The organism is Pantoea sp. A4, assembly GCF_000295955.2.
Classification (GTDB): Bacteria; Pseudomonadota; Gammaproteobacteria; order Enterobacterales; family Enterobacteriaceae; genus Pantoea; species Pantoea multigeneris.
On sequence record NZ_ALXE01000001.1, the window covers coordinates 16,455 to 38,486 of the forward strand.

Genomic DNA, 22,032 nt, shown 5'->3' on the forward strand with positions numbered 1-22,032 from the left:
AACCCTTGATGGTGGGCGCTACGGCGTTGTGTGAGGGATATAACGTCTGGGAATAGGTTAGAACAGGCCTGCCGCAGGGCGCGGCAGGCACAGAGCGGTTTATGCGAGGACTAAACCAGCAATAGCCGCCGACAGCACGCTGACCAGCGTTGAGCCGTACAGCAGTTTCAGACCAAAGCGAGAAACCACGTTGCCTTGTTCTTCGTGCAGGCCTTTCACCGCACCGGCGATGATACCAATAGAAGAGAAGTTAGCGAATGAAACCAGGAACACCGACAGAATACCTTCTGACTGTGGTGACAGCTGGCTAGCCACTTTTTGCAGGTCCATCATCGCCACAAACTCGTTGGAAACCAGTTTGGTCGCCATGATACTGCCCACCTGCAATGCTTCGTGTGCTGGCACACCCAACACCCAGGCAAACGGGAAGAACACATAGCCCAGCACGCCCTGGAAGCTGATGCCGAAAACGGTGTCAAACAGCGCGTTCAGGCCAGAGATCAGCGCGATAAAGCCAATCAGCATAGCCGCAACAATGATGGCAACTTTGAAACCGGCAAGGATGTATTCACCCAGCATCTCAAAGAAGCTCTGATTTTTATGCAGATCTTGCAGCTGCAAATCTTCTTCATTCTCAACGCGATAAGGGTTGATCAGCGACAGCACAATAAAGGTACTGAACATGTTGAGGATCAGTGCGGCAACCACGTATTTTGGCTGTAGCATGGTCATGTAGGCGCCGACGATTGACATCGAAACGGTCGACATCGCCGTTGCTGACAGCGTGTACATCCGGTTTTGCGACATTTTACCGAGGATATCTTTATACGCGATGAAGTTTTCTGACTGTCCCAAAATCAGTGAACTGACGGCGTTGAAAGATTCCAGTTTGCCCATGCCATTGATCTTCGACAGCACAGTCCCGATGCCACGGATGACCCAAGGCAAAATGCGGAAATGCTGCAAAATACCGATCAGCGCGGAAACAAAGATGATAGGGCACAAAACATTGAGGAAGAAGAAGGCTAAGCCTTTCTCGTTCATGCCACCAAACACGAAGTTGGTCCCCTCAGCGGCGTATTTCAGCAGATGATCAAAGACCCCGGCGAACCCTTTGACGAAGCCAAGGCCGGCTTCTGAGTTCAGGAAGAACCAGGCCAGCAGAACTTCAATCACCAGCAGTTGTATAATGAAGCGAATGCGAATGCTGCGGCGGTCATGGCTGACCAGCAGTGCCAGCACCCCGACCACTACCAATGCCAGTAGAAAGTGAAAAATATGGGACATATAGGCTCCAAATTTGAGGAGGGTTGTATTTTGCTGCGTATTCTATGTAACGCGTTGCGTAAAAACGAGATCTAAACCGCATTATAAGCAATCAATATCGACATATTTTCAGATTAGCTTGCAGCCTCACAATTCGCTTACATTTTGTTCACCTGCTATAACCACAAAGTTATTGTTTATAAAAACGTCAACGAGTAGAGTGAACCTAAATGCTCACTTTTTGTCAGAGATATACTGTGCTATACAATATAGCAATTGCTATACTTCTTAGCAGAATCTATCACAACGATAATCACGACCGAATGGCCACGATGGCAACCCCCTTTTAAGCTGGAGGGGTTAACGGATGTTGATACAGGGTTACGCTATATGTCAGAAAGTCGCACCGTCGAGCGCGCCGCTCGCGGAGCCAGAAAAATTAAACTCGCACTGCTCGGGCCCGCATTCATTGCGGCTATTGGCTATATCGATCCCGGCAACTTTGCGACTAACATTCAGGCCGGGGCCGCTTATGGCTATAAGCTGCTGTGGGTGGTGGTATGGGCCAATGTGATGGCGATGCTGATCCAGCTGATGTCGGCCAAGCTGGGCATTGCGACAGGTAAAAACCTGGCGGAACACATCCGCGATCGTTTCCCGCGTCCGGCGGTATGGTTCTACTGGGTGCAGGCGGAAATCATCGCCATGGCCACGGATATCGCGGAGTTTATCGGTGCAGCGCTGGGCTTTAAGCTTCTGCTGGGCATCTCCTTAATGCAAGGTGCTGTGCTCACCGGTGTGGCGACCTATCTGATCTTAATGCTGCAAAACCGTGGGCAAAAGCCGCTGGAACTGGTGATAGGCGGCATGCTGCTGTTTGTTGCCGCCGCTTATGTGGTGGAGATGTTCTTCTCCCAGCCAAAAATCAGTGAGCTGGTGCAGGGTATGGCGCTGCCTTCATTGCCGACCTCTGATGCCGTGTTCCTGGCTGCGGGTGTTTTGGGCGCGACCATTATGCCGCATGTGATTTATCTGCACTCGGCGCTGACTCAGTCCGGTGGGGAAGAGAATAAGGCTCAGCGCTACTCTTCAACCAAGCTGGACGTCGCGATTGCGATGACCATTGCGGGTTTCGTTAACCTCGCGATGATGGCAACGGCAGCGGCGGCCTTCCACTTTAGTGGCCATTCAGGTATTGCTGAGCTGGATCAGGCTTATCTGACGCTGACGCCACTGCTGGGCCACGCTGCTGCGACGGTATTTGGCTTAAGTCTGGTGGCGGCGGGCCTCTCTTCTACCGTGGTGGGCACCCTCGCAGGACAGGTGGTGATGCAGGGCTTTATTCACTTCCATATTCCACTGTGGGTGCGCCGCACCATCACCATGCTGCCATCGTTTATCGTTATCTGGGCCGGTTGGGACCCAACGCGTATTCTGGTGATGAGCCAGGTGTTGCTGAGTTTTGGCATCGCGCTGGCGCTGATTCCGCTGCTGTCGTTTACCGGCAATCGCGAAATCATGGGGCCAGAACTGGTGAACTCCCGTCTGATGCAAAACGCGGGTCGCCTGATTGTGCTGCTGGTGGTTGCGCTGAATCTCTACCTGTTAGTGGGTGAAGCGCTCGGCCTCTGAGGGCGAAGAGCAGAGAAAAAAACGGGCTGTGCAGTTCTCTGCACAGCCCGTTGTGTTTTTACCAGCGTGGCGGCGGTGGCGGTGGACCATGATGCCAGCGCCCATGATCGTGACGGCGATGATCGCGTTCCCAGGCCCGATGACGACGCCACTCTTCATGACGCCACCAGCGGTTTTCACCGTAGCGATAGTTATTGTGCCACCAGCGCGCATCACGCCAGCGGCCGCCGTCCCAGTAATCACCACGCGGATTACGGTCGCCTAAATGCAGCGATACGCCGGGAGCCAGTTGGATATAAGCGCCGTTAGCTTGAGCTGTGTGTACCGCCAGCGGCGATAACGTTAAAGCTGCCAGTACAGCAGCAAACAACATCTGACGTTTCATTGCTTCTCCTTTCGGTGGCTTATGTGTGCCACCGTCCGGATATTCTGCTCTTTGCCACAATAAAAGCGTTAAGAATGCTGCTAAAAAGCGTAAGGAAAGTCTCATTTGAGACTATTCCGTACCAGGTAAAACGCTTACACCAGCGCCGCTTCTATTGCCGCTAACTCCGCCTCGGAAAATTCAGCCTGCTGCAACATCTCCACGGCATCATCAATCTGTGCGGTCTTACTGGCGCCAATCAATACGGAGGTCACGCGGCTATCACGCAGTACCCATTGCAGTGCCAGCTGCGCCAGCTTCTGTTCACGCTGCTGCGCAATTTCATTCAGCTGACGCACCTTCGCCATTTTCTCGCTGGTTAACTGGTCTTCGCGCAGGAACTGGCTGCCACTGGCCGCACGTGAATCTTCAGGAATGCCTTGCAGATAGCGGTCGGTTAAGACGCCACCCGCCAATGGAGAAAAGGCGATACAGCCGACGCCATTGTTGCCTAGCGTCTCCAGCAGGCCCTGTTCCGGCGTGCGCTCAAACAGCGAATAGCGCGGCTGATGGATCAGGCAAGGTGTGCCCAGACGGCGCAGAATCGCTATCGCTTCGGCCGCCAGGTCAGCAGGGTAGTTGGAGATCGCCGCGTACAGCGCTTTGCCCTGACGCACCACGTGATCCAGCGCCTGCATGGTCTCTTCCAGCGGTGTATTGGGATCGGGACGGTGATGGTAAAAAATATCTACATAGTCGAGCCCCATCCGCTTCAGGCTCTGATCAAGGCTGGAAATCAGGTATTTACGCGATCCCCAGTCGCCGTATGGCCCCGGCCACATGGTGTAACCCGCCTTGGTGGAGATAATCAGCTCATCGCGGAACGGGCGAAAATCCTGGTGCAGAATACGGCCAAAATTCTCTTCTGCTGAACCCGGAGGCGGGCCGTAGTTATTCGCCAGGTCGAAATGGGTGATACCGCGATCAAAAGCGTGTCGCAGTAGATCCCGGCTGTTGTCGACGCGGGTTGCATCGCCAAAGTTATGCCACAGGCCAAGGGAAATTGCGGGTAACTGCAAGCCGCTGCGTCCGCTGCGACGATAGATCATCTGCTGATAACGTTCGGGGTGAGGCGTATAGGTCATTGCGCATACCTGTAACTAAAGGATTAAGAACAGCAAAGCGTAGCAGTGTATACGTTTACACAGCACGGCAACGCGCGGCGGATCGCAACTTCCAGAATATTCCCGCGCCGTAACGCCAGCTTGCCACTGAAGGGATAACAGAATAGCCCATGAATTCGCCGGGCGATGGGCATCAGTAATACTTGATCTAAGCCCGCGAAAATAAAGGAGTGGCAAATGAAAACCTTCACCGTGGCAGACTACCTCCTACAGCGCTTACAGGAAGCTGGCATTGCACATTTGTTTGGCGTGCCTGGCGACTACAATCTGGAATTTCTCGATCATGTGATTGACCACCCTGAGATCACCTGGGTGGGATGTGCCAACGAACTGAATGCAGCCTATGCGGCGGATGGCTATGGACGCAGCCACGGTGCGGCCGCGTTGTTAACCACTTTTGGTGTGGGCGAACTGAGCGCCATTAATGGCGTTGCGGGCAGTTATGCAGAGTATGTCCCGGTCTTGCATATTGTGGGTGCGCCCGCCACGGAAGTGCAGCAGCGTGGAGACTGCGTCCACCATTCACTGGGCGACGGCGATTTTCAGCACTTTCACCGCATGGCGCGCGAAGTCAGTGTGGCGCATGCTGTCGTAACGGCAAAACATGCGGCGCAGGAGATTGACCACGTCATGACGCAGATGCTGCGCCAGCGCCGACCTGGCTATCTGCAACTGGCTGTGGACGTTGCGCGTACGCCGATTGATCCGCCGCGCCAGCCGCTATTCACCGCCGCAGTCAGCGATGAGAAGGCACTTGCCGCGTTTGCCAATGCCGCAGAGCGCCTGCTGGCACCGGCCAGAAATGTCGCCCTGCTGGCAGACTTTTTGGCAGACCGCTGGCAGGTGGCAGCCCAGTTGGCAACGCTGCGCCAAATCCGTCCGATCCCCTGTGCAACGCTGTTAATGGGCAAAGGGGTACTGGATGAACAGCAGCCGGGCTACCTGGGTACTTATGCCGCCGCAGCCAGCGACAGTCGCATTCAGGCGGCCATTGAGCAGGCCGATGTGACTTTACTGGTGGGTGTGCGTTTCACCGATACCCTCACCGCCGGTTTTACCCAGCAGTTTACGCCTGGGGGGTTAATTGAGCTGCAACCTGAACACGCTAAGGTGGCGGGAGAAGTGTTTGCCTCGATTGCGATGGCAGATGCTTTACGCATGCTGGAAAAACTGTTCCGTCAGTATGGACGTCACTGGCAGGCGGGGCTTTCGTCGTTGCCTCCGACAGAGGTGGAAGAGGGCGGCGCGATTACGCAACGCAACTTCTGGCGCATGCTGCAACGCTACCTGAAACCCGGCGATTTAATCGTTGCCGATCAGGGCACCGCGGCGTTTGGCGCAGCCGTCTTGCAACTGCCAGAAAAAGCGCAGTTGATGGTTCAGCCACTGTGGGGTTCTATAGGTTATACTCTTCCGGCGGCTTTTGGTGCGCTCACGGCAGATCCTGAGCGGCGTCTGATTTTGGTGATTGGCGATGGCTCAGCCCAACTGACGATTCAGGAACTGGGGTCGATGCAGCGCGATGGGCAGCGGCCCGTGATTCTCCTGCTGAACAATGACGGTTACAGCGTTGAGCGCGCCATTCATGGGCCAACCCAGCGGTACAATGATATCAGCAGCTGGAACTGGACGGCGCTACCCCACGCCCTGAGCCAAACCTGTCAGGCGCAGAGTTGGTGTGTGACTGAAGCGGTGCAGCTAGAAGAAGTGCTACTCAGGCTGAGTCAGCCGGATGTGCTGTCTCTGGTTGAAGTGGTGCTAGCAAAAGAGGATATCCCGCCGCTGCTGCGTAAAGTGACGGATGCGCTGCATCAGCGTAACAGTTGCTGAGTTTCAGATAGTTGCCGCTGTGCGTCGGCATCCAGGCCCGGTAGGCTATGTCTTATGTGTTTTCGGCGCTCACCTTTCGCACTGGTGGGCGTTGTTGTTTTCATGGCAGGATTTTATAGTGTCCTCCAACTATTCAGGACCCAAGCGGAGCTAGAGAAGAATGAATAAATACGCCCTGGTCGGCGATGTCGGCGGCACCAACGCGCGCCTCGCCCTGTGTGAGGTGGAGAACGGTGCCCTCTCTCAGGCCAAAACATTCTCAACGTCAGACTATGACAGCCTTCAGGCCGTTATCCGCCAGTATCTTGATGAGCAAAAACAGGATATTAATCAGGGTTGCATCGCCATTGCCTGCCCGATTACCGAAGACTGGGTTGAGATGACCAACCACGATTGGGCCTTCTCCACCAAAGCGATGAAAGAGGCGTTGGGCTTTGAGACGCTGGAAATCATCAACGATTTCACCGCCGTATCCATGGCGATCCCAATGCTGTCTGAAAGCGACGTGATCCAGTTTGGTGGTGAAGCGCCAGTGAAAGACAAACCGATTGCCATTTACGGCGCCGGGACGGGTCTTGGGGTGAGTCATCTGGTGCATGTGGATAAGCGCTGGGTGAGCCTGCCAGGTGAAGGCGGCCATGTGGATTTCGCACCGAACAGCGAAGAAGAGGACCAGATCCTGGAAGTGCTGCGTCAGGAGATGGGGCATGTTTCCGCTGAGCGTGTGCTCTCTGGTGCCGGTCTGGTAAACCTCTACCGTGCGATTGTGAAATCAGACAAGCGTGAGCCAGAAGCCCTGAAACCGCGTGACGTTTCTGAACGTGCGCTGGCCGACAGCTGCATTGATTGCCGCCGTGCGCTCTCCCTGTTCTGCGTCATTATGGGCCGCTTTGGCGGTAACCTGGCGCTAAATCTCGGGACTTTTGGCGGGGTCTATATCGCAGGCGGAATTGTTCCGCGCTTCCTGGAATTCTTTAAGGCGTCTGGCTTCCGTGCGGCCTTTGAAGATAAAGGCCGTTTCCATGACTACGTGAAATCGATTCCGGTGTATATGATCACCCACGATCAGCCTGGCCTGCTCGGCTCGGGTGCGCACCTGCGTCAGGTGCTGGGGAAAGTGTTGTAATTTTTTACGGTGAGCGGCCAGCAGGCCGCCTCTGTTATAACCGCATTAGCTGGCGAAAGGTTTTCACCCGGCTGCGACTCACCGGCACTTGCGCGGCCATATCACGCAGTTTCAGCACATAGGTGTTGTTAAACCAGGGTTCAATTTCGCGGATTTTACTGATATTCACGCAGAACGAGCGGTGGCAGCGGAAGAAGGGCGGATCGGGCAGCCGGTTACAGAATTCGCTGATGCTCATCGACATCACAAACGTTTCCCGCCGCGTGTAGACAATACTCAGCTTTTCACTCGCCTCAATGTAATAGATATCCTGAATATCGGTCACGATGATGCGCTCATCTTTCACCAGATTCACCGTCTGCGGTGCCGTATTGTTGCTGCTTTTTTGCGGCAGGCCGTGCGCCTCAAGCTTACGCAGCATGGTGACAATGCGTCCTTCGTGATACGGCTTGAGAATGTAGTCAAACGCATCCAGCTCGAACGCATCTACCGCATGTTCTTTCCACGCGGTAATAAACACAATCAGTGGCTTATGGGCGAACAGGCTAATGTTCTTTGCCAACATCATGCCATCCAGCGAGGGGATGTTGATGTCGAGGAAAATCACGTCCACGCGATGTTGTTGCAGGTATTTCAGCACTTCCAGACCGTCATCAAAGCAGGCATCGATCGCGATCTGGCTATGTTGTTCGATCATCCAGCGCAGCTCCTGCTGCGCCAGAAACTCATCTTCAACGATAATCGCTTTCATCGTAAGCCTCCCGTGCTGATGGGCAGGCCATTTTTATTGAGCACAAATGAGATCTCAGTACCCGGCTGATGGCGTTCAATGCGCAGTCCCTGACCGGAAAGTAATCTGACGCGATGGTGGACATTGAGCAGGCCAATTTTGTTGCCGGGCATTTCGTTGCGGGCCACGCGGGCCATCACATCATCACTGATGCCAGGGCCGGTATCGCGCACGATAATTCGCACTTGCTCACCACAATCCTTGATGCTCAAGGTCACGACACCTTTGCCGCGACTCTGTTGAATTCCATGCACAATCGCATTCTCCACCAATGGCTGGATCAACAAGCTGGGCAGATGAAAATGCACATCGTCGTCGATGTCAAAAATCACCGACAGCTTGTCGCCAAAACGCGCCTGTTCGATGGCGATATAATCTTTCACCTGCCACAACTCTTTACTGATATCGATCAGTTCATCGTCATTCAGTTCGAGGTTATAGCGTAAATAGCGCGACAGATTGATCACCAACTGGCGTGCGGTATCGGGATTCATGCGAATGGAGGCGGAAATCGCATTCAGGGCATTGAACAGGAAATGGGGATTTATTTTGCTTTGCAACGCGCGGAGTTCCGCTTTATTGGCCATCTCTCGCAGTTGCTCAGCGCGCGACACTTCCAGCTGAGTAGAGATAATTTGTGACAGACCAACGGCCATTTCACGCAGTGAACCGGTAATGCGGTGGGCGCGCCGGTAGTAAATTTTCAGCGTGCCGGTGACTTTGCCTTTTTCCCACAGCGGGATGACAATCATCGAATGAATATCACGGGTGCGGTGGGCTTCATCATTGTTTCTGATGATAATTTTTCCGGAAGAGATGGCGTGTGCCGTGGTCGGGCTGATGCCGTCATCACCGTTTTGATAATTCTGTTCGCCATAGCCCACATACGCGAGGATTTGCTGCTTATCGGTAATGGCCACCGCATCAGCATGAATATCTTCGCGAATAATTTTACAGATGGTGCGCAGTGAATCGCTGTTGATATGGCGAAACAGCGGCAGCGTTTTGTTGGCAATTTCTAACGCCAGCTTGGCCTGACGCGCGGCAATCGCCTCTTTTTCTCCTTCCACGCTCTGTACCAGCAGCACGATGAGACCGATGCTGGATGCCCCCAAAATCATCGGCATGGCGATTTCGGAGACAATCTCAACGCCCAGCGAGAACGGGCGCGCCCAGAGTAGAATCAGGAGCATCGTCAGGCTTTCACACAGCATGCCGCCGATGATCCCTACACGCCAGCGCTGTTCTTTACTGACTTTACGGTGGATCCAGCCAGAAATGATACCGGCTGCAATACTGGTGATAAGGCAGGGGATCGCGGTAACGCCATGCAGGTCAATCAGTAATCGGTGCACGCCCGCAATCACACCGGTAGTAATCCCGACCCACGGGCCAAACAGAATACCGCCCGCCATCACGGCGATCACACGAACGTTGAGCAGTGAGCCATCCACGGCAATACCTGACCAGGTACTGAACAGGGCAAACAGCGAGAAAATCGCGATAACCACCGATTTTTCAAACAACGTATGGTCATCTTTTTGCAGCAGCTGACGAAAAAGCCGATTACGCGTGAGAAAAAACAGGCATATCAACATCAGGGCTGCACGATCGAGCACCGCCAGCAGCATATCGAAATGAGAAGGCACGAAGCATCATCCACCAACAACAGAGGCGGCTATGATAAAAAATGTGATGCGGATCTACCAGCCAGACGCGCGCTTTCGCCTTTTTTAATCAAAAGGGGAAAAGTTGAGTAGTAAAATAGGGAACAGTTTTTCGCGACCGGGTAGAGCGTTCTCACCCCTGCTTTTTGCTATGTTGCACAGAGACTTTTCCCCTCAGGAGCCAGATATGCAGCTACTCACCCCTCGTCTCACGTTGACCACCCTCCAGCCGGAAGACTGGCTGCTGTTCAAGGCGGTCCATCAGGACCCGATGACCATGGCGTGGGTGAGTGAGATCCCGGATGAGAATGATATCCGCCAGCGCTTTATGGACCGCCTCGCGCCGTGGCGCGTCACCAGCTATCACATGTTGTGTCTGGTCATTCGCCTGCGCGAAGGGCATCACGGCATCGGATTGATTGGCTGTAGCGCCGAATGGCAGCCGTGGCGACAGGCTGAGGTCGGGTACATGTTACTGGGCGAACACTGTGGACAGGGTTACGGCGGTGAAGCGCTGGGGGCGCTGTGTGAATTTCTTCTCAGCGTGGAGTTTCACAAGCTTAAAGCCACCGTGATTGAAGGCAATCATGCTTCGCGTCGTATTCTGGAGAAAAACGGTTTTAGCCTGGAAGGCTGCCTGCGGGATAACTACCAGCTACGCGGCGAATGGGTTAACGACTGGGTGTTGGGTCGCCTCGCAACCGCAGCGGAAAAATAATTTTCTATCGCCTCTCGACAAACCTCACAGCGCCGCGATATGTTCAAAACGCGGCCATCGTGATGGCCAGCGTCGCTCGGACGGTCCGGGCGCTTACGTACTCAGAGGAATTCCATGACCACTCGTCGCTTTTCGCGCATTGAGCGCTTGCCCCCCTATGTGTTTAACATCACTGCTGAATTAAAAATGGCTGCGCGACGTCGCGGCGAAGACATTATTGATTTCAGCATGGGCAACCCGGATGGCGCTACGCCACCGCACATCGTGGAAAAACTGGTGCAAGTTGCCCAGCGTGAAGATACCCACGGTTACTCCACGTCCAAAGGCATTCCACGCCTGCGTCGTGCCATTTCGCGCTGGTATGCCGATCGCTACCAGGTGGAGATCGATCCAGAATCAGAAGCGATTGTGACCATTGGCTCGAAAGAGGGGCTGGCGCACCTGATGCTGGCAACCCTCGACCATGGTGACACCGTGCTGGTGCCTAACCCGAGCTATCCGATTCACATCTACGGCGCGGTAATTGCCGGTGCGCAGGTCCGTTCTGTGCCGCTGGTGGAAGGCGTCGACTTCTTTAACGAGCTGGAGCGTGCGATTCGCGAAAGCTATCCGAAGCCAAAAATGATGATCCTCGGCTTCCCGTCAAATCCGACTGCGCAGTGCGTGGAGCTTGATTTCTTCGAACGGGTTGTCGCGCTGGCGAAGCAGTACAACGTGCTGGTGATCCACGATCTGGCCTATGCCGACATTGTTTATGATGGCTGGAAAGCGCCTTCCATCATGCAGGTGCCCGGCGCGCGTGACGTGGCGGTGGAGTTCTTCACCCTGTCCAAAAGCTACAATATGGCGGGCTGGCGCATTGGGTTTATGGTCGGCAATAAAGAGTTAGTGTCGGCACTGGCTCGCATCAAGAGCTACCACGACTATGGCACCTTCACGCCATTGCAGGTGGCGGCGATAGCCGCGTTGGAAGGCGACCAGCAGTGCGTGCGTGATATTGCGGAACAGTACAAACGCCGCCGTGATGTGCTGGTGAAAGGGCTGCATGAAGCGGGCTGGATGGTCGAGATCCCGAAAGCTTCCATGTACGTCTGGGCTAAAATTCCTGAACGCTATGCGGCGATGGGCTCGCTGGAGTTCGCGAAGCATATGTTGCAGGAAGCGAAGGTGTGCGTGTCGCCAGGCATTGGCTTTGGCGATTACGGTGATACCCACGTGCGTTTTGCGTTGATTGAAAACAGCGATCGTATTCGTCAGGCGGTGCGCGGGATTAAAAACATGTTCCGTAAAGATGGCATCTTACCGCCAGTAGAGAAACACGAAGACGCTGAAGGTTAACATCAACAGGGGCGACGAGATTGTCGCCCCAATGGCAGGCTCTATACCATCAGTACAAATGTACCGACCCACAGCAACAGGAAGAATGACACTCCCATCAACGCGTATTTCACACTACAACTCCCCAGAGAAGTTACGGCAGTAGCGATCCCGAGCCAGCGCAACAAAATAGATTATAAGTCACAGAGCTAACTCTGCGACTCAGGTCGTTCTGAGAATTCAGAACAGGATCGACGCTAATCTACGCGCATTTTCTGACAAAATAAACGGGTTGCGAGCAAGACTTTTCCCGCTTTTTAGTGCGCCTCAATGCTCGGAATCACGGACATGCCAACGCGCAGATCGTTGAGGTGCGCCTGACCGGCATCCAGCACAATTTTTACCGGTAAACGCTGGACCACTTTGGTGTAATTGCCCGTGGCATTGTCCGGTGAAATGGCTGAGAACGTCGCGCCAGTGGCCGGGGCGATGCTGTCCACATGACCGGTAAAGGTCTGGCCGGGCAGGGCATCAACGCGAATGTTAACCTTCTGGCCGGGATGAACATCAGCCAGCTGCGTTTCCAGGTAGTTAGCCGTGACGTAGGACTGCTGTAACGGCACCACAGCCAACAGGCGCGTGCCAGCGGAAACGTAAGCGCCGATGCGCACACCGCGCTGACCGACCATGCCATCAACCGGGGCTACGATACGCGTATAAGAGAGATTCAGACGCGCCTGGTCAACGCTGGCTGTTGCGGTGCTAACACCGGCCTGCGCCTCGCGCACATCCGCCTGCAATACGGCGATCTGCTGCTGCGCGGAAGCCAGTACGGCCTGGCTCTGACGCACGGTCGCCGAGGCTGAGCGCAGCGTTGAGCTGGCTTTTTGCTGCTCATCGGCCGCAATCGTGCCGCTTTTATACAGTCGATCATAACGACCAAAACTCTGGTCGGCATACTGTGCCGAAGCCTGGTTAGCGGCAACGGTGGCTTTCGCCTGCTCAATCACCGATTGCTGTTGGCTAAGCTGCGCCTGGCTACTGACCAGTTTGGCCTGTGCAACAGCGAGGCTGGCTTCTGCACTCTCCAGCGCCACGCGGTAATCGCGGTCGTCCAGTGTCGCTAACAGCTGTCCGGCTTTAACCCGCTGGTTATCTTCCACTTTGATCTCAGCGACATAGCCGGAGACTTTCGGCGCGACCAGCGTGTAATCCGCATTAATGTACGCATCATCGGTGCGGTGGTCGTTGGCCGTCATCACTGACCAGATAGCAAAGGCTATCAGTAACAGCACCAGCAGCAGCAGGCTCAACAAAACGTTTTTTCTCATTATAAAAGCACGCATGATTAATTATCTCGGAGGTTGAATCAGGGTTTGTGGCGGCCAAACGCGACGCGGTAGCCAGGCGGTCAACAGCAGCATCACCAGCGACAAGCCAATCAGCAGCAGCCAGCCATCACTCAGGCTCAATACCGTGGCCTGATGTTTTAACAGTGTGGCGAAGCCACTGAGGTTTTCACTGCTGCTCACGCTGCCATCGGGCAACAGGGGCTGGCTTTGGCTGGCGGCACTGCTGGACGGTGCACTCAGCAACCAACTGCGGTTAGCCGCGCTGTTGACCAGAATATTGGAGTGAAACTGTTCGCGGTGGCTGAGGAACCAACCCACCAGGCTTCCGGAGGCGATACTGGAAAATCCGCGCACGGTATTAAACATTGCCGAAGCAAACGGGCCTTCGGGCGGTGCTACCACGCTGGTGGCGCTCATCAGAATCGGCAATATCACCATCGGTTGACCAAAGGCCTGCAAAATTTGAATCGACCAGAAATTCTGCCGCGCCCAGTCAGTGGTAATCTGCATTCCCAGCAGGCAAGAGAGAATCATCAATGCCACCCCGGCGGCTAGCATCCAGCGGCAGTCAATCCAGCGCAGATTCAGCAAGGCCGCCACCAGCGGAGCAATGAGCAATTGTGGCAAGCCGATAGTCAGCGCCAGCGGTGCAAACTGCAAAGTACGGAAGCCGTCGACCTGCGCGAAATAAGCAGAGGGCAGCGATGACCCGGCCAGTGAAATAAACAGTACGCCTGCCAGTCCAAGCAGGCCGTGGCTCAGGTTGCGCCGCTCCAGCATTTGCAGTTTGAACAGCGGCAGCGGGTGGAACCATTCATTAATGAAAAAGACCAGCAATAGCGGGGCCGAGGTTAGCATCAGCCCGAGGATCAGTGGTGAACTGAGCCAGTCCAGCCGTTCTCCCTGGGTTAACGCGAGGATCAGCAACGACATCCCGGCGCAGCCGGTGACCATGCCAAACAGATCGATCTGTTTAAAGCGCTCCAGGCGCAGGGGGTCTTGTGGGATCCCCCAGCCCAGCAGCAACATCGCGATCAGCATCGGCGGCACCACCTGCCAGAAGACAAACATCCAACTGACATCATCGGTCCAGAAGGCCGCCAGCGACGCCGCGAGGTTAGGGCCAAACGTGGCGGTCAGGGCGTAGCCGCCCAGGCCATACAGTTTATAGGGCGGCGGTAGAAAGCGCAGGGCAACGGTCATTAACATCGGTGGCATTGCACCGCCAAACAACCCTTGCAGCACGCGCAGCGCAATAAACAGCGATGGATTGTGCGTCAGGGGCAGCAGGATGCCGACCAGCATAAAGCCAGTGCACACCGTCAGGGTGAAACGGCGCAGTGAGAAGGTGACGGCAAACCACGGGGCGATCATCATCGCAGACACTTCTGCCGCCTGATAACCCGACGTGATCCAACTGCCGAGATCGTAGCTGATCCCTAACGCAGCGCGGATATCCTCCAGGGCAATGTCGGTAACGCGATCGTTCAGACCAGAAGTCAGCGCAGCGATCAGCACGCCAACCAGACCCAGCGCGAGGCGCAAGGTAAAGGGATGTGGAGCCGGTGGCGATGTGGGTTGAACACTCATGCAAGTCGTCTCTAATTATTATGATGCAGTGTATTGCTATGTGATACAGGTTGCTATATTACATTTTGGGTCGCTGTATTGCAATGCGTACATGCTGTAAAAAATGCGCTTTTACGGTACAGTAAGGCAGCTCATAAGGAAGGCGTTATGGTTCAATCTCCATCCAGCCGCGAGGATGAAAAATCGGGCGGCATTCAGGTCATTGCCCGTGCGGCAAAAATTCTTAACGCGCTGGGCGAAAACCCCGGCGGCATGAGCCTTGGAGAGATCGCCCACGCGGTCGATCTTCCGCGCTCCACGGTACAACGCATTGTGGCGGCACTGGACAGCGAGCGCCTGGTGCGCAGCAGCGGTGCAGGCGGTTTGCGTCTTGGTCCGGCGCTGCTTAAGCTGATCTCCAGCGTGCACACTGACGCGGTCGAACTGATGCGACCCTGGCTTGAGCATCTGAGTGAAGTCACCAATGAAACCGTTTCCCTGGCGCGCGCCAGCGGCACCCAACTGGCTATCGTGCATTACGTTGTTGCCTCGCGCGAACTGCGTGTGGTGCCGCGTATGGGGCTGAATCTACCGCTCTACAGCACCTCTGGCGGCCGCGCGCTGCTGGCGCTTGAGCGCGATGAAGACATTGAGTTGCTGGTCGGTGCGGCCTGGAAAGAGCTGACCGATCAGACGGTGAAAACCTTACCGGAGCTGATGCAGCGAGTGGAGGAAGTCCGCACCAGCGGGATCTCCTACGATCGTGGCGAAACGCTGGAAGGGATCTCCACCATGGCTGTAGCACTGGACACGTTGTTCGGCCGCTTCTCTGTTTCTCTGTTGGTGCCCACTGCGCGCTTTCAGAAGCAGGAGGCGTTCTATCGTGTGGAAATGCTGAAGTGCAAAGAGGCACTGGCGGGCGAAATCGGCAAAATTGCCGCTGTAGAGGGATAGCCAAATGAAAACGTTGTTGATGGCCATTGATAACTCGCCCGTTGCGGCGAAAGTGATTGAACTTGCGACAGAGCAGGCGCTGGCACAGCAGGCTCAGGTGCTGGTGTTGTGCTGCATCGATCCGGCTTACACCTCCTGTCATCAGACCATTGAGATTGATGCAGGCGAGGACGCCGCAGACTTCATTGCCGCTGAAGATGAGCAGAACACCGCCGAGCTGGTGGTGCGTCGGGCGCTGGCACCTTTGTTACAATCTGGCGTAATTGCTCGTGGTATGATCCTGCCCGGTGAAGCGGCTGAAACCATTATCAGCCAGGCGAAAAAAATCGATGCCAGCATGATTATCATGGGACGTCGACATCTTTCGCCGTTCAACCGGTTACTGAAAGGGTCAGTCAGTGCCGCAGTGATTGAGCGAGCAGACTGCCCGGTCTTGATTGATACACGCAAGGATTGTTGAAACACCCATGACAGGTCAGTTTGTAACTTTGCTGGCAGCGTTCATGCTGCTGGCAGTGATTATTATTGTCTTGATCCGCACCACCCGCCTGCGCATCTGGCAAGGTGTGGTGCTGTTTATTCTGCCGCTGTTGCTGGCGAATCTGCTGTGGTTTAGCTGGTTGGCACCCCGCCAACAGCAGCAGGCTATGCTGTTGCAGGCGCGTATGCAGCTGGCGCAAACGCCGGGTTATCGGGTACTTGAGCAGCAAGAACCGATGTTGTGGCAGATGCTGGTTAAAGAGATGGTGCACCGGCTACAAAAAGGCGAATCTGCTGAACAGGCGATGGGCGAACTGCGCGGCTGGCTCACCGATGTCATGAACCAGCGTATGGCAAAAGCGGATGACGCCACCGTGCATCACTATGTTTCTGTCGCCGTGCAGGAGATGCAGGCCCTGCAGCAAAAAGATCCGCTGCTGTGCTTCCGTTTTCTCTATCCGCAGGTCAGTGGTGGCGTGAATCTGGAGCAAGTGCTGTCGCCGCAGTTAAATCAGCTGGATCAACAGACCACGGAACAGCTGCTGCTGAACAGCACGGGCAATGAAGTCGCGATTGATCAGACTCAGGCGCACAAAGATTTGCAACAGGTCGTGACGCAGCTTTACAGTCGCTGGGGCGATAAACTGCAACAGTTGAACATGCCAGCCGACACCGCCGTTAATCGCGCCGGGATGTGCAGCATGTCCATCGACCTCTACAGTAAAATTCTCGCATTACCTGACAAGCGCGCGGCCAACCTGCTGCGTACAATGGTCTCGCTTTCCGGATAAAAAAAAGCCCGCATAAGGCGGGCCGAAGGTCAGGTTATCTCTTTTTAGTTAGTCGCTCTTCCCTGGTGTGGAACAGCCTTTGTGACATCTGGCTGCATCATCACACACGCCTGAATAAAGGTATAGCCAATTAAAACTATTGCATTGATTGCTAATAGCTGGAATTCGCTTTGCGTTTATTCCTATAGGCAGGTGCGTGGCGGCGACCTTAAAATACCGCTAATGTGAGGAATCCCAATGAAAAAAAATATTCTTGCCGCCGTGGCGGCGTTAACTTTGCTCGCCGGTTGTAGCGTCCATAAGCCAGGGGGTTTTGAACGCGTAGCCGAAGATAAGAGCGATAACACCGTACAATATCGCTACGATCCCCAGACGGTTAACCAGGATGCGATGCAGCTCGACTTATCCCAGTATTGTGAGCAGCACGGATTTGATAAAGTAGAGGGGTTACCGGCGCAGGACAGCCACTACCCAGGGCTGAAGAAAAAGTGGTTTCAGTGCAATTATGCCGTTAAAAGCTAGTCGCGATTCTGGCAGCGCTTAGCGTCGTTACCACGCCTGTTTAGGTGCCATCCGGCACCTGCCGTATCCGCCAGCGGGGCATCCCGCCTGGCTCTGTCACGAGTCGGAAGTTTCTCCGACTAATCATTGCAGGAATTGTTTGCGCCGCCCAGGCCGTAGACCGTAATGAGGAATTGCCATGGAAGAAAAGGCAGCCGTTTCATCAATTGTTAAACACCAGACGCCCGTACACCTCCAGGGGCTGATGCAGGTTTTCAGCCAGCACCTTTATTCGACGCCGATAGTGGCGATTCGTGAACTGGTGCAAAACGCCCATGATGCGATTTTACGCCGCCGACTTGAGCAACCTGACTGGCAGCAAGCAGGGCGCATTGAAGTGCGTTGTCGACCAGAAATTCCCTCGATCAGCGTCACAGATAATGGCTCGGGGCTGACGGAAAGTGAAATTCACCGCTTTCTGGCAACCGTAGGGCTCAGCTACACCCGCCAACTGCGCCAGGATGAAGAGCAAAATGGCCTGATTGGCATGTTCGGCCTCGGATTTGCCTCCTCGTTTGTCCTGTCACAGCAGGTTACTGTCAATACCACCTCCTGGCAGGAGCCTGCCGCGAGTTGGTGTTACAACTCCAGCGATGGTGAAACCTATACGGTTGAAGCAACGCGTTCACAGCCCGTGGGGTCCACGGTTGAGCTGATTCTCAAACCAGAGGTAGCGCACCTTGCGAGCCACCGCCACCTCAGTGCGGTACTGGGGCGCTACTGTGCTTTGCTCAAAGAGCCGGTCTATGTTGGCGATGACGAGCAAGCCATTAATCACATTCAGCCGCCGTGGCGGGAAAACGCATCCTCATCCATCGCCCTGCATCCGGCTTTGATCCAAAAACAGCAACTGGCCTTTGCCCAGCGTTTTGAAACGCGCTTTACCCCACTTTGCGTGTTACCGGTGGTGCCTGACGGCGGTAGCGACGTTCGCGGCATTCTCTGGTTACAGGACGGTGCTACCTATGGCACCAGCGATAACCGTAATGTCTCACTGTTCCTACGCGGCATGTTGATTGACGACCAGGCACGCGAACTGTTGCCCCCCTGGGCCGGGTTTGTCGGCGGGGTGCTGGAGTCATCAGCGCTGATCCCCACCGCCAGTCGCGAAGATCTCCAACGGGATGCCAGCTATGAGGCAACGCAGTTAGCGATCAACGAAGCGCTAATTAGCGGCCTTGGGCTGTTAGCGCAAAAACAGCCGGAAATCTGGCGTCGGGTGCTGGCTCGCCACAATGAAGCCCTGATGGGTGCCGCCTTGTGTGATGAGCGGCTATTTGCCCTGTTACAGAACGAACTGCTGATCCCCACCACGCAGGGCAATATGCCCGCGCGCGACCTCAGACGTGATAACACCATCACCATGATGCTGGGCGAGGACTCGGGTTTTGAAGGGATGTTATTCCGCCTGCAACAAAAACCCGTCGCGCTGGGTGACCGCTACGCCGTGGTGCCGTTTTTACGCCGCTGGGCGCAGAGCCATGCGGCCCGGTTAATTGAACTGGGTACTCGCGCCGGTAATGAACAGCTTTTCTCGGTGCAGGAACTGCCGGAAGCAGAAGAGCAGTGGTGGCAACAGCAGCTGGCTCAGCCAGATGAAGCGTTTGTGGTGGCGCGTTTTGAGCCGGATGTGCTGCCGCTGATGCTGGTGAAAGATCGTGAAGCGGAACTGAAAAAGCGCCTGGAAGAGGATGATGCGGATAAGCGGATGAGCACCGCGGCGTTGATGTTGGCAAAGCAGTTCACGCAGAAAGTGACGCAAACGCAAAGCAAAATCCTCTATCTCAACAGCGCTAACCCGGCCATCAACGCGATCATCCAGTGCCGCAAAGCAGGACAACAGCCGTCGACCGAAACGCTGGTCCTGCTCAAGAGCCTGAAAGCACTACTGGCCGCGCAATCCACCGATGCCGAAGAGGGCGCGTTGACACAGGCGCTGCACAGCCTTGGACAAATTATTATTAATCAAACAAATACGCTGATGACACGTTAAATCAGCCCCTTTCCCTTATGGATAAAAGTGAGCAATGTATGGATATCTGGAAATGGTATGAAGACTACGAACAGGATATGCGCGCAGCGGGCCAGGTCTGGCCATTAAAAGTCATTGATGACTTTATTGAAGCCGTTGTGGACATCAACGTCAGTAAAGCCGATGCGCTGGTGCCGGAATTACATGCGCTTAAGAAAGCCGCGCCCAATCCGTGGATGGAGGTTTTCGCCGGGCACTGGGAGTTACGTCATCGGCTGGGAAATCACCGCGAAGGTGAAACGGCTTTAGGGGATGTGGTGGCGCTGTATGAACGCGCTCACCGGGCGGATACCGCTGAATGCCCGCAGTCGGTGTGCGTTACCCAGGATTTGTGTGATGTTTACAGCCAGATTGATGGCCGTGGCTGGGTGGAAGAGCGTATCGCCGTCTGTGAAGAAACGCTGAGTAAAATTGATACCAGCTGGAACTGCTTCCAGTGTCTGTCCGAAGAGCAGTACTTCGCCTTGATCGACAAAGGTGAGCCGGAGGCGGCACTGGCCTTTGTTCGTCAGCAGATTGCGAAAATGCATGCGGCGGGTAACACGGAGGTAGATGGCCTGCGTGAAAACGAAGCGATGGCGCTCTACGAACTGGGGCACTATGACGAAGCCCTGCAAACCCTTGAAGCGGTGGTGGAACGCAGTGCCGAGCGCCGTTCCGATAATCAGTCGCGTGAAACCTGGCGCATGATCAAATTACAGATCCTTGCTGCTATGGGCCGGGATGAGGATGCCTGGGCGCTGTTGCCACATCCCGATGCGGTCACGCCGTATATCTCAATGCGCTGGTCTCGCGCACTGGAAATGCTGCTGGCGCGCTCGCCAGAACGTAATAGCTGGCAGGTGGGTAGCGTGCTCCAGCGTATTCTGGAGCAGCGGATCCGCGTGGGTGCCTGGCGACAGGCGATTGAAGTAGGCAAGATCCATATTCGACTTGCGTTGCAACGCGGTGCCAGTTGGACGGCTCGTCAGGCATTAGCCCTGGCGCAGGCGCAACTGCCGCATTTACGTGCGCCGCTTGGCGATGATGTGGCGCTGGCCGAACTGCAACAGCAGATTGACGGCGTAGAGAAAATTGCACTGCCGGTGGCAGCAGAAGCCCTGTTTGACTGGTTGCAACAGCAGCCCGATGAAGGTCGTACGCCAGAGCAGGAAGTCGAGTGGTTGTTACAGGCACTGGAGCAGTTACCTGAAGACCAAAACCTCCGCCTGCTGGCTGCCTCAGCCCTTCAGGCGTGTTCCGCCAGCAGCGATGCAACCCGGTTGTTAGAAGAGTGGGTGGATGCCCATCCAACGGAGGAGAGCCCGATTGTTTTCCGCCTCCTGCAAATGCTCATCACTAACGGTAAAGACGATCGTATCCGCCAACTGGCTCAGGGTTATCAGCCGCACTTGCCGCATATCGCCAGTTGGTATCTGACGCAGTTAGCCCTGGCGCGGGAAGACTGGGCGCTGGCATTAACCCTGGCGCTGGAGATGACCGCCCTGACAGAGATGCAGGGCAAAGCCACCGGTTGGATGTTGGCCGGGCGGGCTGCCATGCAGCTCAAGCAGTTTGAACAAGCGTTGGGCTACTGGCAGGAAGCGATCGTCCACATGCAGGCGCAGGAACAACCCATCGATGAACTGCTGTGGGAAGTGCTCACTGCGGCTTCCGGCTGTGAAAACTGGGTAGCCGTTCGAGACGCCGCAGCACAACTGGAGATGAACCTGACGGGTGACAGTGGGCCGGTTGAAGAGTCCTGGGGATGGATTCGACTACATTGGGTAGAAGATCACGAACATTTCTACACCCTGGCGCAACGTACTGGTCCGGTGACGGCGCGCATCCTCCAGCCTGCGAATCCACGCGATAAGCAACGCTTGCACGATCGGGTGTTGTTCGATGCCAGCCTGCTGAATACGCCGCCAGAAGATGAAGAAGAGAAGCAGAACTTCGTGCCGCTACATGCGGTGCTGCACACGCTTGAGCCTGGGCGTTATGGTGACTCCTGGTTTATTGATGGCCCGGCACCCGATCAGGAAACCTTTACCGCCTTTGTCGATGCCATGCAGGCCAGTCAGTGCCAGGTTTGGGTGAACAGCAACGAAGATTATCAGCTAGTGGACCCGGACACTGAAGAGACGTTACCGGGCCTCTATTTCCTGTTGGCGGCACCTGAAAATATGCCATTAAAAGCGCTGGATGCGTTGTTAACGGAACAGACGGCACACTGGCCGATTGCACCGCACTGGTTTGGCCTGGCACGCGCCGCCGAGGTGGATGAAACGCGCCATACTACTCTGATTGAACGTTTCCAACTGTAGCGTTATGTGGGCGGATTAAATTATTGCGCGCCCACATTAACAAACAGGCGTTAGCAGTAAGTTGCGATAATAATTAATCGCTTAATGCTGGGT

General features: G+C 55.1%; 19 protein-coding genes. 11 read left to right on the plus strand and 8 right to left on the minus strand.

Going from position 1 to position 22,032, the window contains the following annotated elements; translation table 11 throughout:
- Positions 1-99 precede the first annotated feature (99 nt).
- Entirely contained in the window at positions 100-1,287 is a 1,188-nt protein-coding gene (locus B880_RS0100095; protein ID WP_017345343.1) for a NupC/NupG family nucleoside CNT transporter, read from the minus strand.
- Between the two features lie 369 nt (positions 1,288-1,656).
- Here B880_RS0100095 and B880_RS0100100 point away from each other — a divergent pair, with 369 nt between their 5' ends.
- Positions 1,657-2,898: an Nramp family divalent metal transporter gene (locus B880_RS0100100; protein WP_017345344.1), complete on the plus strand. Its 1,242-nt coding sequence runs from the start codon at positions 1,657-1,659 to the stop codon at positions 2,896-2,898.
- A gap of 58 nt (positions 2,899-2,956) precedes the next feature.
- Here the strand turns inward: B880_RS0100100 and B880_RS0100105 are convergent, their stop codons facing one another.
- Positions 2,957-3,283: a DUF2502 domain-containing protein gene (locus B880_RS0100105; RefSeq protein WP_017345345.1), complete on the minus strand. Its 327-nt coding sequence runs from the start codon at positions 3,281-3,283 to the stop codon at positions 2,957-2,959.
- A 134-nt stretch (positions 3,284-3,417) separates the two neighbouring features.
- Positions 3,418-4,407 carry an L-glyceraldehyde 3-phosphate reductase gene (gene mgrA, locus B880_RS0100110; protein WP_017345346.1) on the minus strand — a complete coding sequence of 330 codons (990 nt, stop codon included), beginning with the start codon at positions 4,405-4,407 and terminating at the stop codon, positions 3,418-3,420.
- Between the two features lie 216 nt (positions 4,408-4,623).
- On the opposite strand from mgrA, the gene B880_RS0100115 reads away from it, so the two are divergent.
- Both B880_RS0100115 and glk read left to right on the plus strand, forming a co-directional pair.
- Positions 4,624-6,276 carry an alpha-keto acid decarboxylase family protein gene (locus B880_RS0100115; RefSeq protein ID WP_017345347.1) on the plus strand — a complete coding sequence of 551 codons (1,653 nt, stop codon included), beginning with the start codon at positions 4,624-4,626 and terminating at the stop codon, positions 6,274-6,276.
- A 160-nt stretch (positions 6,277-6,436) separates the two neighbouring features.
- Complete coding sequence (gene glk / locus B880_RS0100120) at positions 6,437-7,402, plus strand: glucokinase (protein WP_017345348.1); 966 nt, start codon at positions 6,437-6,439, stop codon at positions 7,400-7,402.
- Positions 7,403-7,436: 34 nt separating this feature from the next.
- Here glk and B880_RS0100125 read toward each other — a convergent pair whose 3' ends face one another.
- Positions 7,437-8,153 carry a LytR/AlgR family response regulator transcription factor gene (locus B880_RS0100125; RefSeq protein ID WP_017345349.1) on the minus strand — a complete coding sequence of 239 codons (717 nt, stop codon included), beginning with the start codon at positions 8,151-8,153 and terminating at the stop codon, positions 7,437-7,439.
- Positions 8,150-9,823, minus strand: coding sequence for a sensor histidine kinase (locus B880_RS0100130; protein WP_017345350.1), 1,674 nt, complete (start codon positions 9,821-9,823; stop codon positions 8,150-8,152). The genes B880_RS0100125 and B880_RS0100130 overlap by 4 nt, the downstream gene beginning before the upstream one ends.
- Before the next feature lie 223 nt (positions 9,824-10,046).
- On the opposite strand from B880_RS0100130, the gene B880_RS0100135 reads away from it, so the two are divergent.
- Together B880_RS0100135 and alaC are read left to right on the plus strand one after the other, a co-directional pair.
- Positions 10,047-10,577 carry a GNAT family N-acetyltransferase gene (locus B880_RS0100135; RefSeq protein ID WP_017345351.1) on the plus strand — a complete coding sequence of 177 codons (531 nt, stop codon included), beginning with the start codon at positions 10,047-10,049 and terminating at the stop codon, positions 10,575-10,577.
- 114 nt (positions 10,578-10,691) lie between these two features.
- Entirely contained in the window at positions 10,692-11,915 is a 1,224-nt protein-coding gene (alaC, locus tag B880_RS0100140; protein ID WP_017345352.1) for an alanine transaminase, read from the plus strand.
- 41 nt (positions 11,916-11,956) lie between these two features.
- Here the strand turns inward: alaC and ypdK are convergent, their stop codons facing one another.
- The 3 genes from ypdK to B880_RS0100150 form a co-directional block, all read right to left on the minus strand.
- Positions 11,957-12,028 carry a membrane protein YpdK gene (ypdK, locus tag B880_RS26515; RefSeq protein WP_157060479.1) on the minus strand — a complete coding sequence of 24 codons (72 nt, stop codon included), beginning with the start codon at positions 12,026-12,028 and terminating at the stop codon, positions 11,957-11,959.
- Between the two features lie 183 nt (positions 12,029-12,211).
- On the minus strand, positions 12,212-13,240 hold the full coding sequence (locus B880_RS0100145) for an HlyD family secretion protein (RefSeq protein WP_017345353.1): 1,029 nt from the start codon (positions 13,238-13,240) through the stop codon (positions 12,212-12,214).
- A gap of 6 nt (positions 13,241-13,246) precedes the next feature.
- Positions 13,247-14,836, minus strand: coding sequence for an MFS transporter (locus tag B880_RS0100150; RefSeq protein WP_017345354.1), 1,590 nt, complete (start codon positions 14,834-14,836; stop codon positions 13,247-13,249).
- Between the two features lie 147 nt (positions 14,837-14,983).
- On the opposite strand from B880_RS0100150, the gene B880_RS0100155 reads away from it, so the two are divergent.
- The 6 genes from B880_RS0100155 to B880_RS0100180 all read left to right on the plus strand — a co-directional run bounded on the left by B880_RS0100155 (position 14,984) and on the right by B880_RS0100180 (position 21,939).
- Positions 14,984-15,769, plus strand: coding sequence for an IclR family transcriptional regulator (locus B880_RS0100155; RefSeq protein ID WP_017345355.1), 786 nt, complete (start codon positions 14,984-14,986; stop codon positions 15,767-15,769).
- Between the two features lie 4 nt (positions 15,770-15,773).
- Positions 15,774-16,229 (plus strand): universal stress protein, encoded by a 456-nt coding sequence (locus tag B880_RS0100160; protein WP_017345356.1) that lies wholly within the window; start codon positions 15,774-15,776, stop codon positions 16,227-16,229.
- 7 nt (positions 16,230-16,236) lie between these two features.
- Positions 16,237-17,040, plus strand: coding sequence for a hypothetical protein (locus B880_RS0100165; RefSeq protein WP_017345357.1), 804 nt, complete (start codon positions 16,237-16,239; stop codon positions 17,038-17,040).
- Positions 17,041-17,277: 237 nt separating this feature from the next.
- The gene (locus B880_RS0100170; RefSeq protein ID WP_017345358.1) at positions 17,278-17,562 is read left to right on the plus strand and encodes a hypothetical protein; all 285 of its coding nucleotides are present in this window, start codon (positions 17,278-17,280) and stop codon (positions 17,560-17,562) included.
- A gap of 178 nt (positions 17,563-17,740) precedes the next feature.
- On the plus strand, positions 17,741-19,594 hold the full coding sequence (locus tag B880_RS0100175) for an ATP-binding protein (protein ID WP_017345359.1): 1,854 nt from the start codon (positions 17,741-17,743) through the stop codon (positions 19,592-19,594).
- Between the two features lie 38 nt (positions 19,595-19,632).
- Positions 19,633-21,939: a hypothetical protein gene (locus B880_RS0100180; protein ID WP_017345360.1), complete on the plus strand. Its 2,307-nt coding sequence runs from the start codon at positions 19,633-19,635 to the stop codon at positions 21,937-21,939.
- Positions 21,940-22,032 lie beyond the last annotated feature (93 nt).

What these genes read in the sequence shown, in the direction of transcription:
- B880_RS0100095 (WP_017345343.1), bottom strand. Translation starts at nt 1,287, where the DNA reads ATGTCCCATATTTTTCACTTTCTACTGGCATTGGTAGTGGTCGGGGTG.
- B880_RS0100100 (WP_017345344.1), top strand. Translation starts at nt 1,657, where the DNA reads ATGTCAGAAAGTCGCACCGTCGAGCGCGCCGCTCGCGGAGCCAGAAAA.
- B880_RS0100105 (WP_017345345.1), bottom strand. Translation starts at nt 3,283, where the DNA reads ATGAAACGTCAGATGTTGTTTGCTGCTGTACTGGCAGCTTTAACGTTA.
- mgrA (WP_017345346.1), bottom strand. Translation starts at nt 4,407, where the DNA reads ATGACCTATACGCCTCACCCCGAACGTTATCAGCAGATGATCTATCGT.
- B880_RS0100115 (WP_017345347.1), top strand. Translation starts at nt 4,624, where the DNA reads ATGAAAACCTTCACCGTGGCAGACTACCTCCTACAGCGCTTACAGGAA.
- glk (WP_017345348.1), top strand. Translation starts at nt 6,437, where the DNA reads ATGAATAAATACGCCCTGGTCGGCGATGTCGGCGGCACCAACGCGCGC.
- B880_RS0100125 (WP_017345349.1), bottom strand. Translation starts at nt 8,153, where the DNA reads ATGAAAGCGATTATCGTTGAAGATGAGTTTCTGGCGCAGCAGGAGCTG.
- B880_RS0100130 (WP_017345350.1), bottom strand. Translation starts at nt 9,823, where the DNA reads ATGCTGCTGGCGGTGCTCGATCGTGCAGCCCTGATGTTGATATGCCTG.
- B880_RS0100135 (WP_017345351.1), top strand. Translation starts at nt 10,047, where the DNA reads ATGCAGCTACTCACCCCTCGTCTCACGTTGACCACCCTCCAGCCGGAA.
- alaC (WP_017345352.1), top strand. Translation starts at nt 10,692, where the DNA reads ATGACCACTCGTCGCTTTTCGCGCATTGAGCGCTTGCCCCCCTATGTG.
- B880_RS0100145 (WP_017345353.1), bottom strand. Translation starts at nt 13,240, where the DNA reads ATGCGTGCTTTTATAATGAGAAAAAACGTTTTGTTGAGCCTGCTGCTG.
- B880_RS0100150 (WP_017345354.1), bottom strand. Translation starts at nt 14,836, where the DNA reads ATGAGTGTTCAACCCACATCGCCACCGGCTCCACATCCCTTTACCTTG.
- B880_RS0100155 (WP_017345355.1), top strand. Translation starts at nt 14,984, where the DNA reads ATGGTTCAATCTCCATCCAGCCGCGAGGATGAAAAATCGGGCGGCATT.
- B880_RS0100160 (WP_017345356.1), top strand. Translation starts at nt 15,774, where the DNA reads ATGAAAACGTTGTTGATGGCCATTGATAACTCGCCCGTTGCGGCGAAA.
- B880_RS0100165 (WP_017345357.1), top strand. Translation starts at nt 16,237, where the DNA reads ATGACAGGTCAGTTTGTAACTTTGCTGGCAGCGTTCATGCTGCTGGCA.
- B880_RS0100170 (WP_017345358.1), top strand. Translation starts at nt 17,278, where the DNA reads ATGAAAAAAAATATTCTTGCCGCCGTGGCGGCGTTAACTTTGCTCGCC.
- B880_RS0100175 (WP_017345359.1), top strand. Translation starts at nt 17,741, where the DNA reads ATGGAAGAAAAGGCAGCCGTTTCATCAATTGTTAAACACCAGACGCCC.
- B880_RS0100180 (WP_017345360.1), top strand. Translation starts at nt 19,633, where the DNA reads ATGGATATCTGGAAATGGTATGAAGACTACGAACAGGATATGCGCGCA.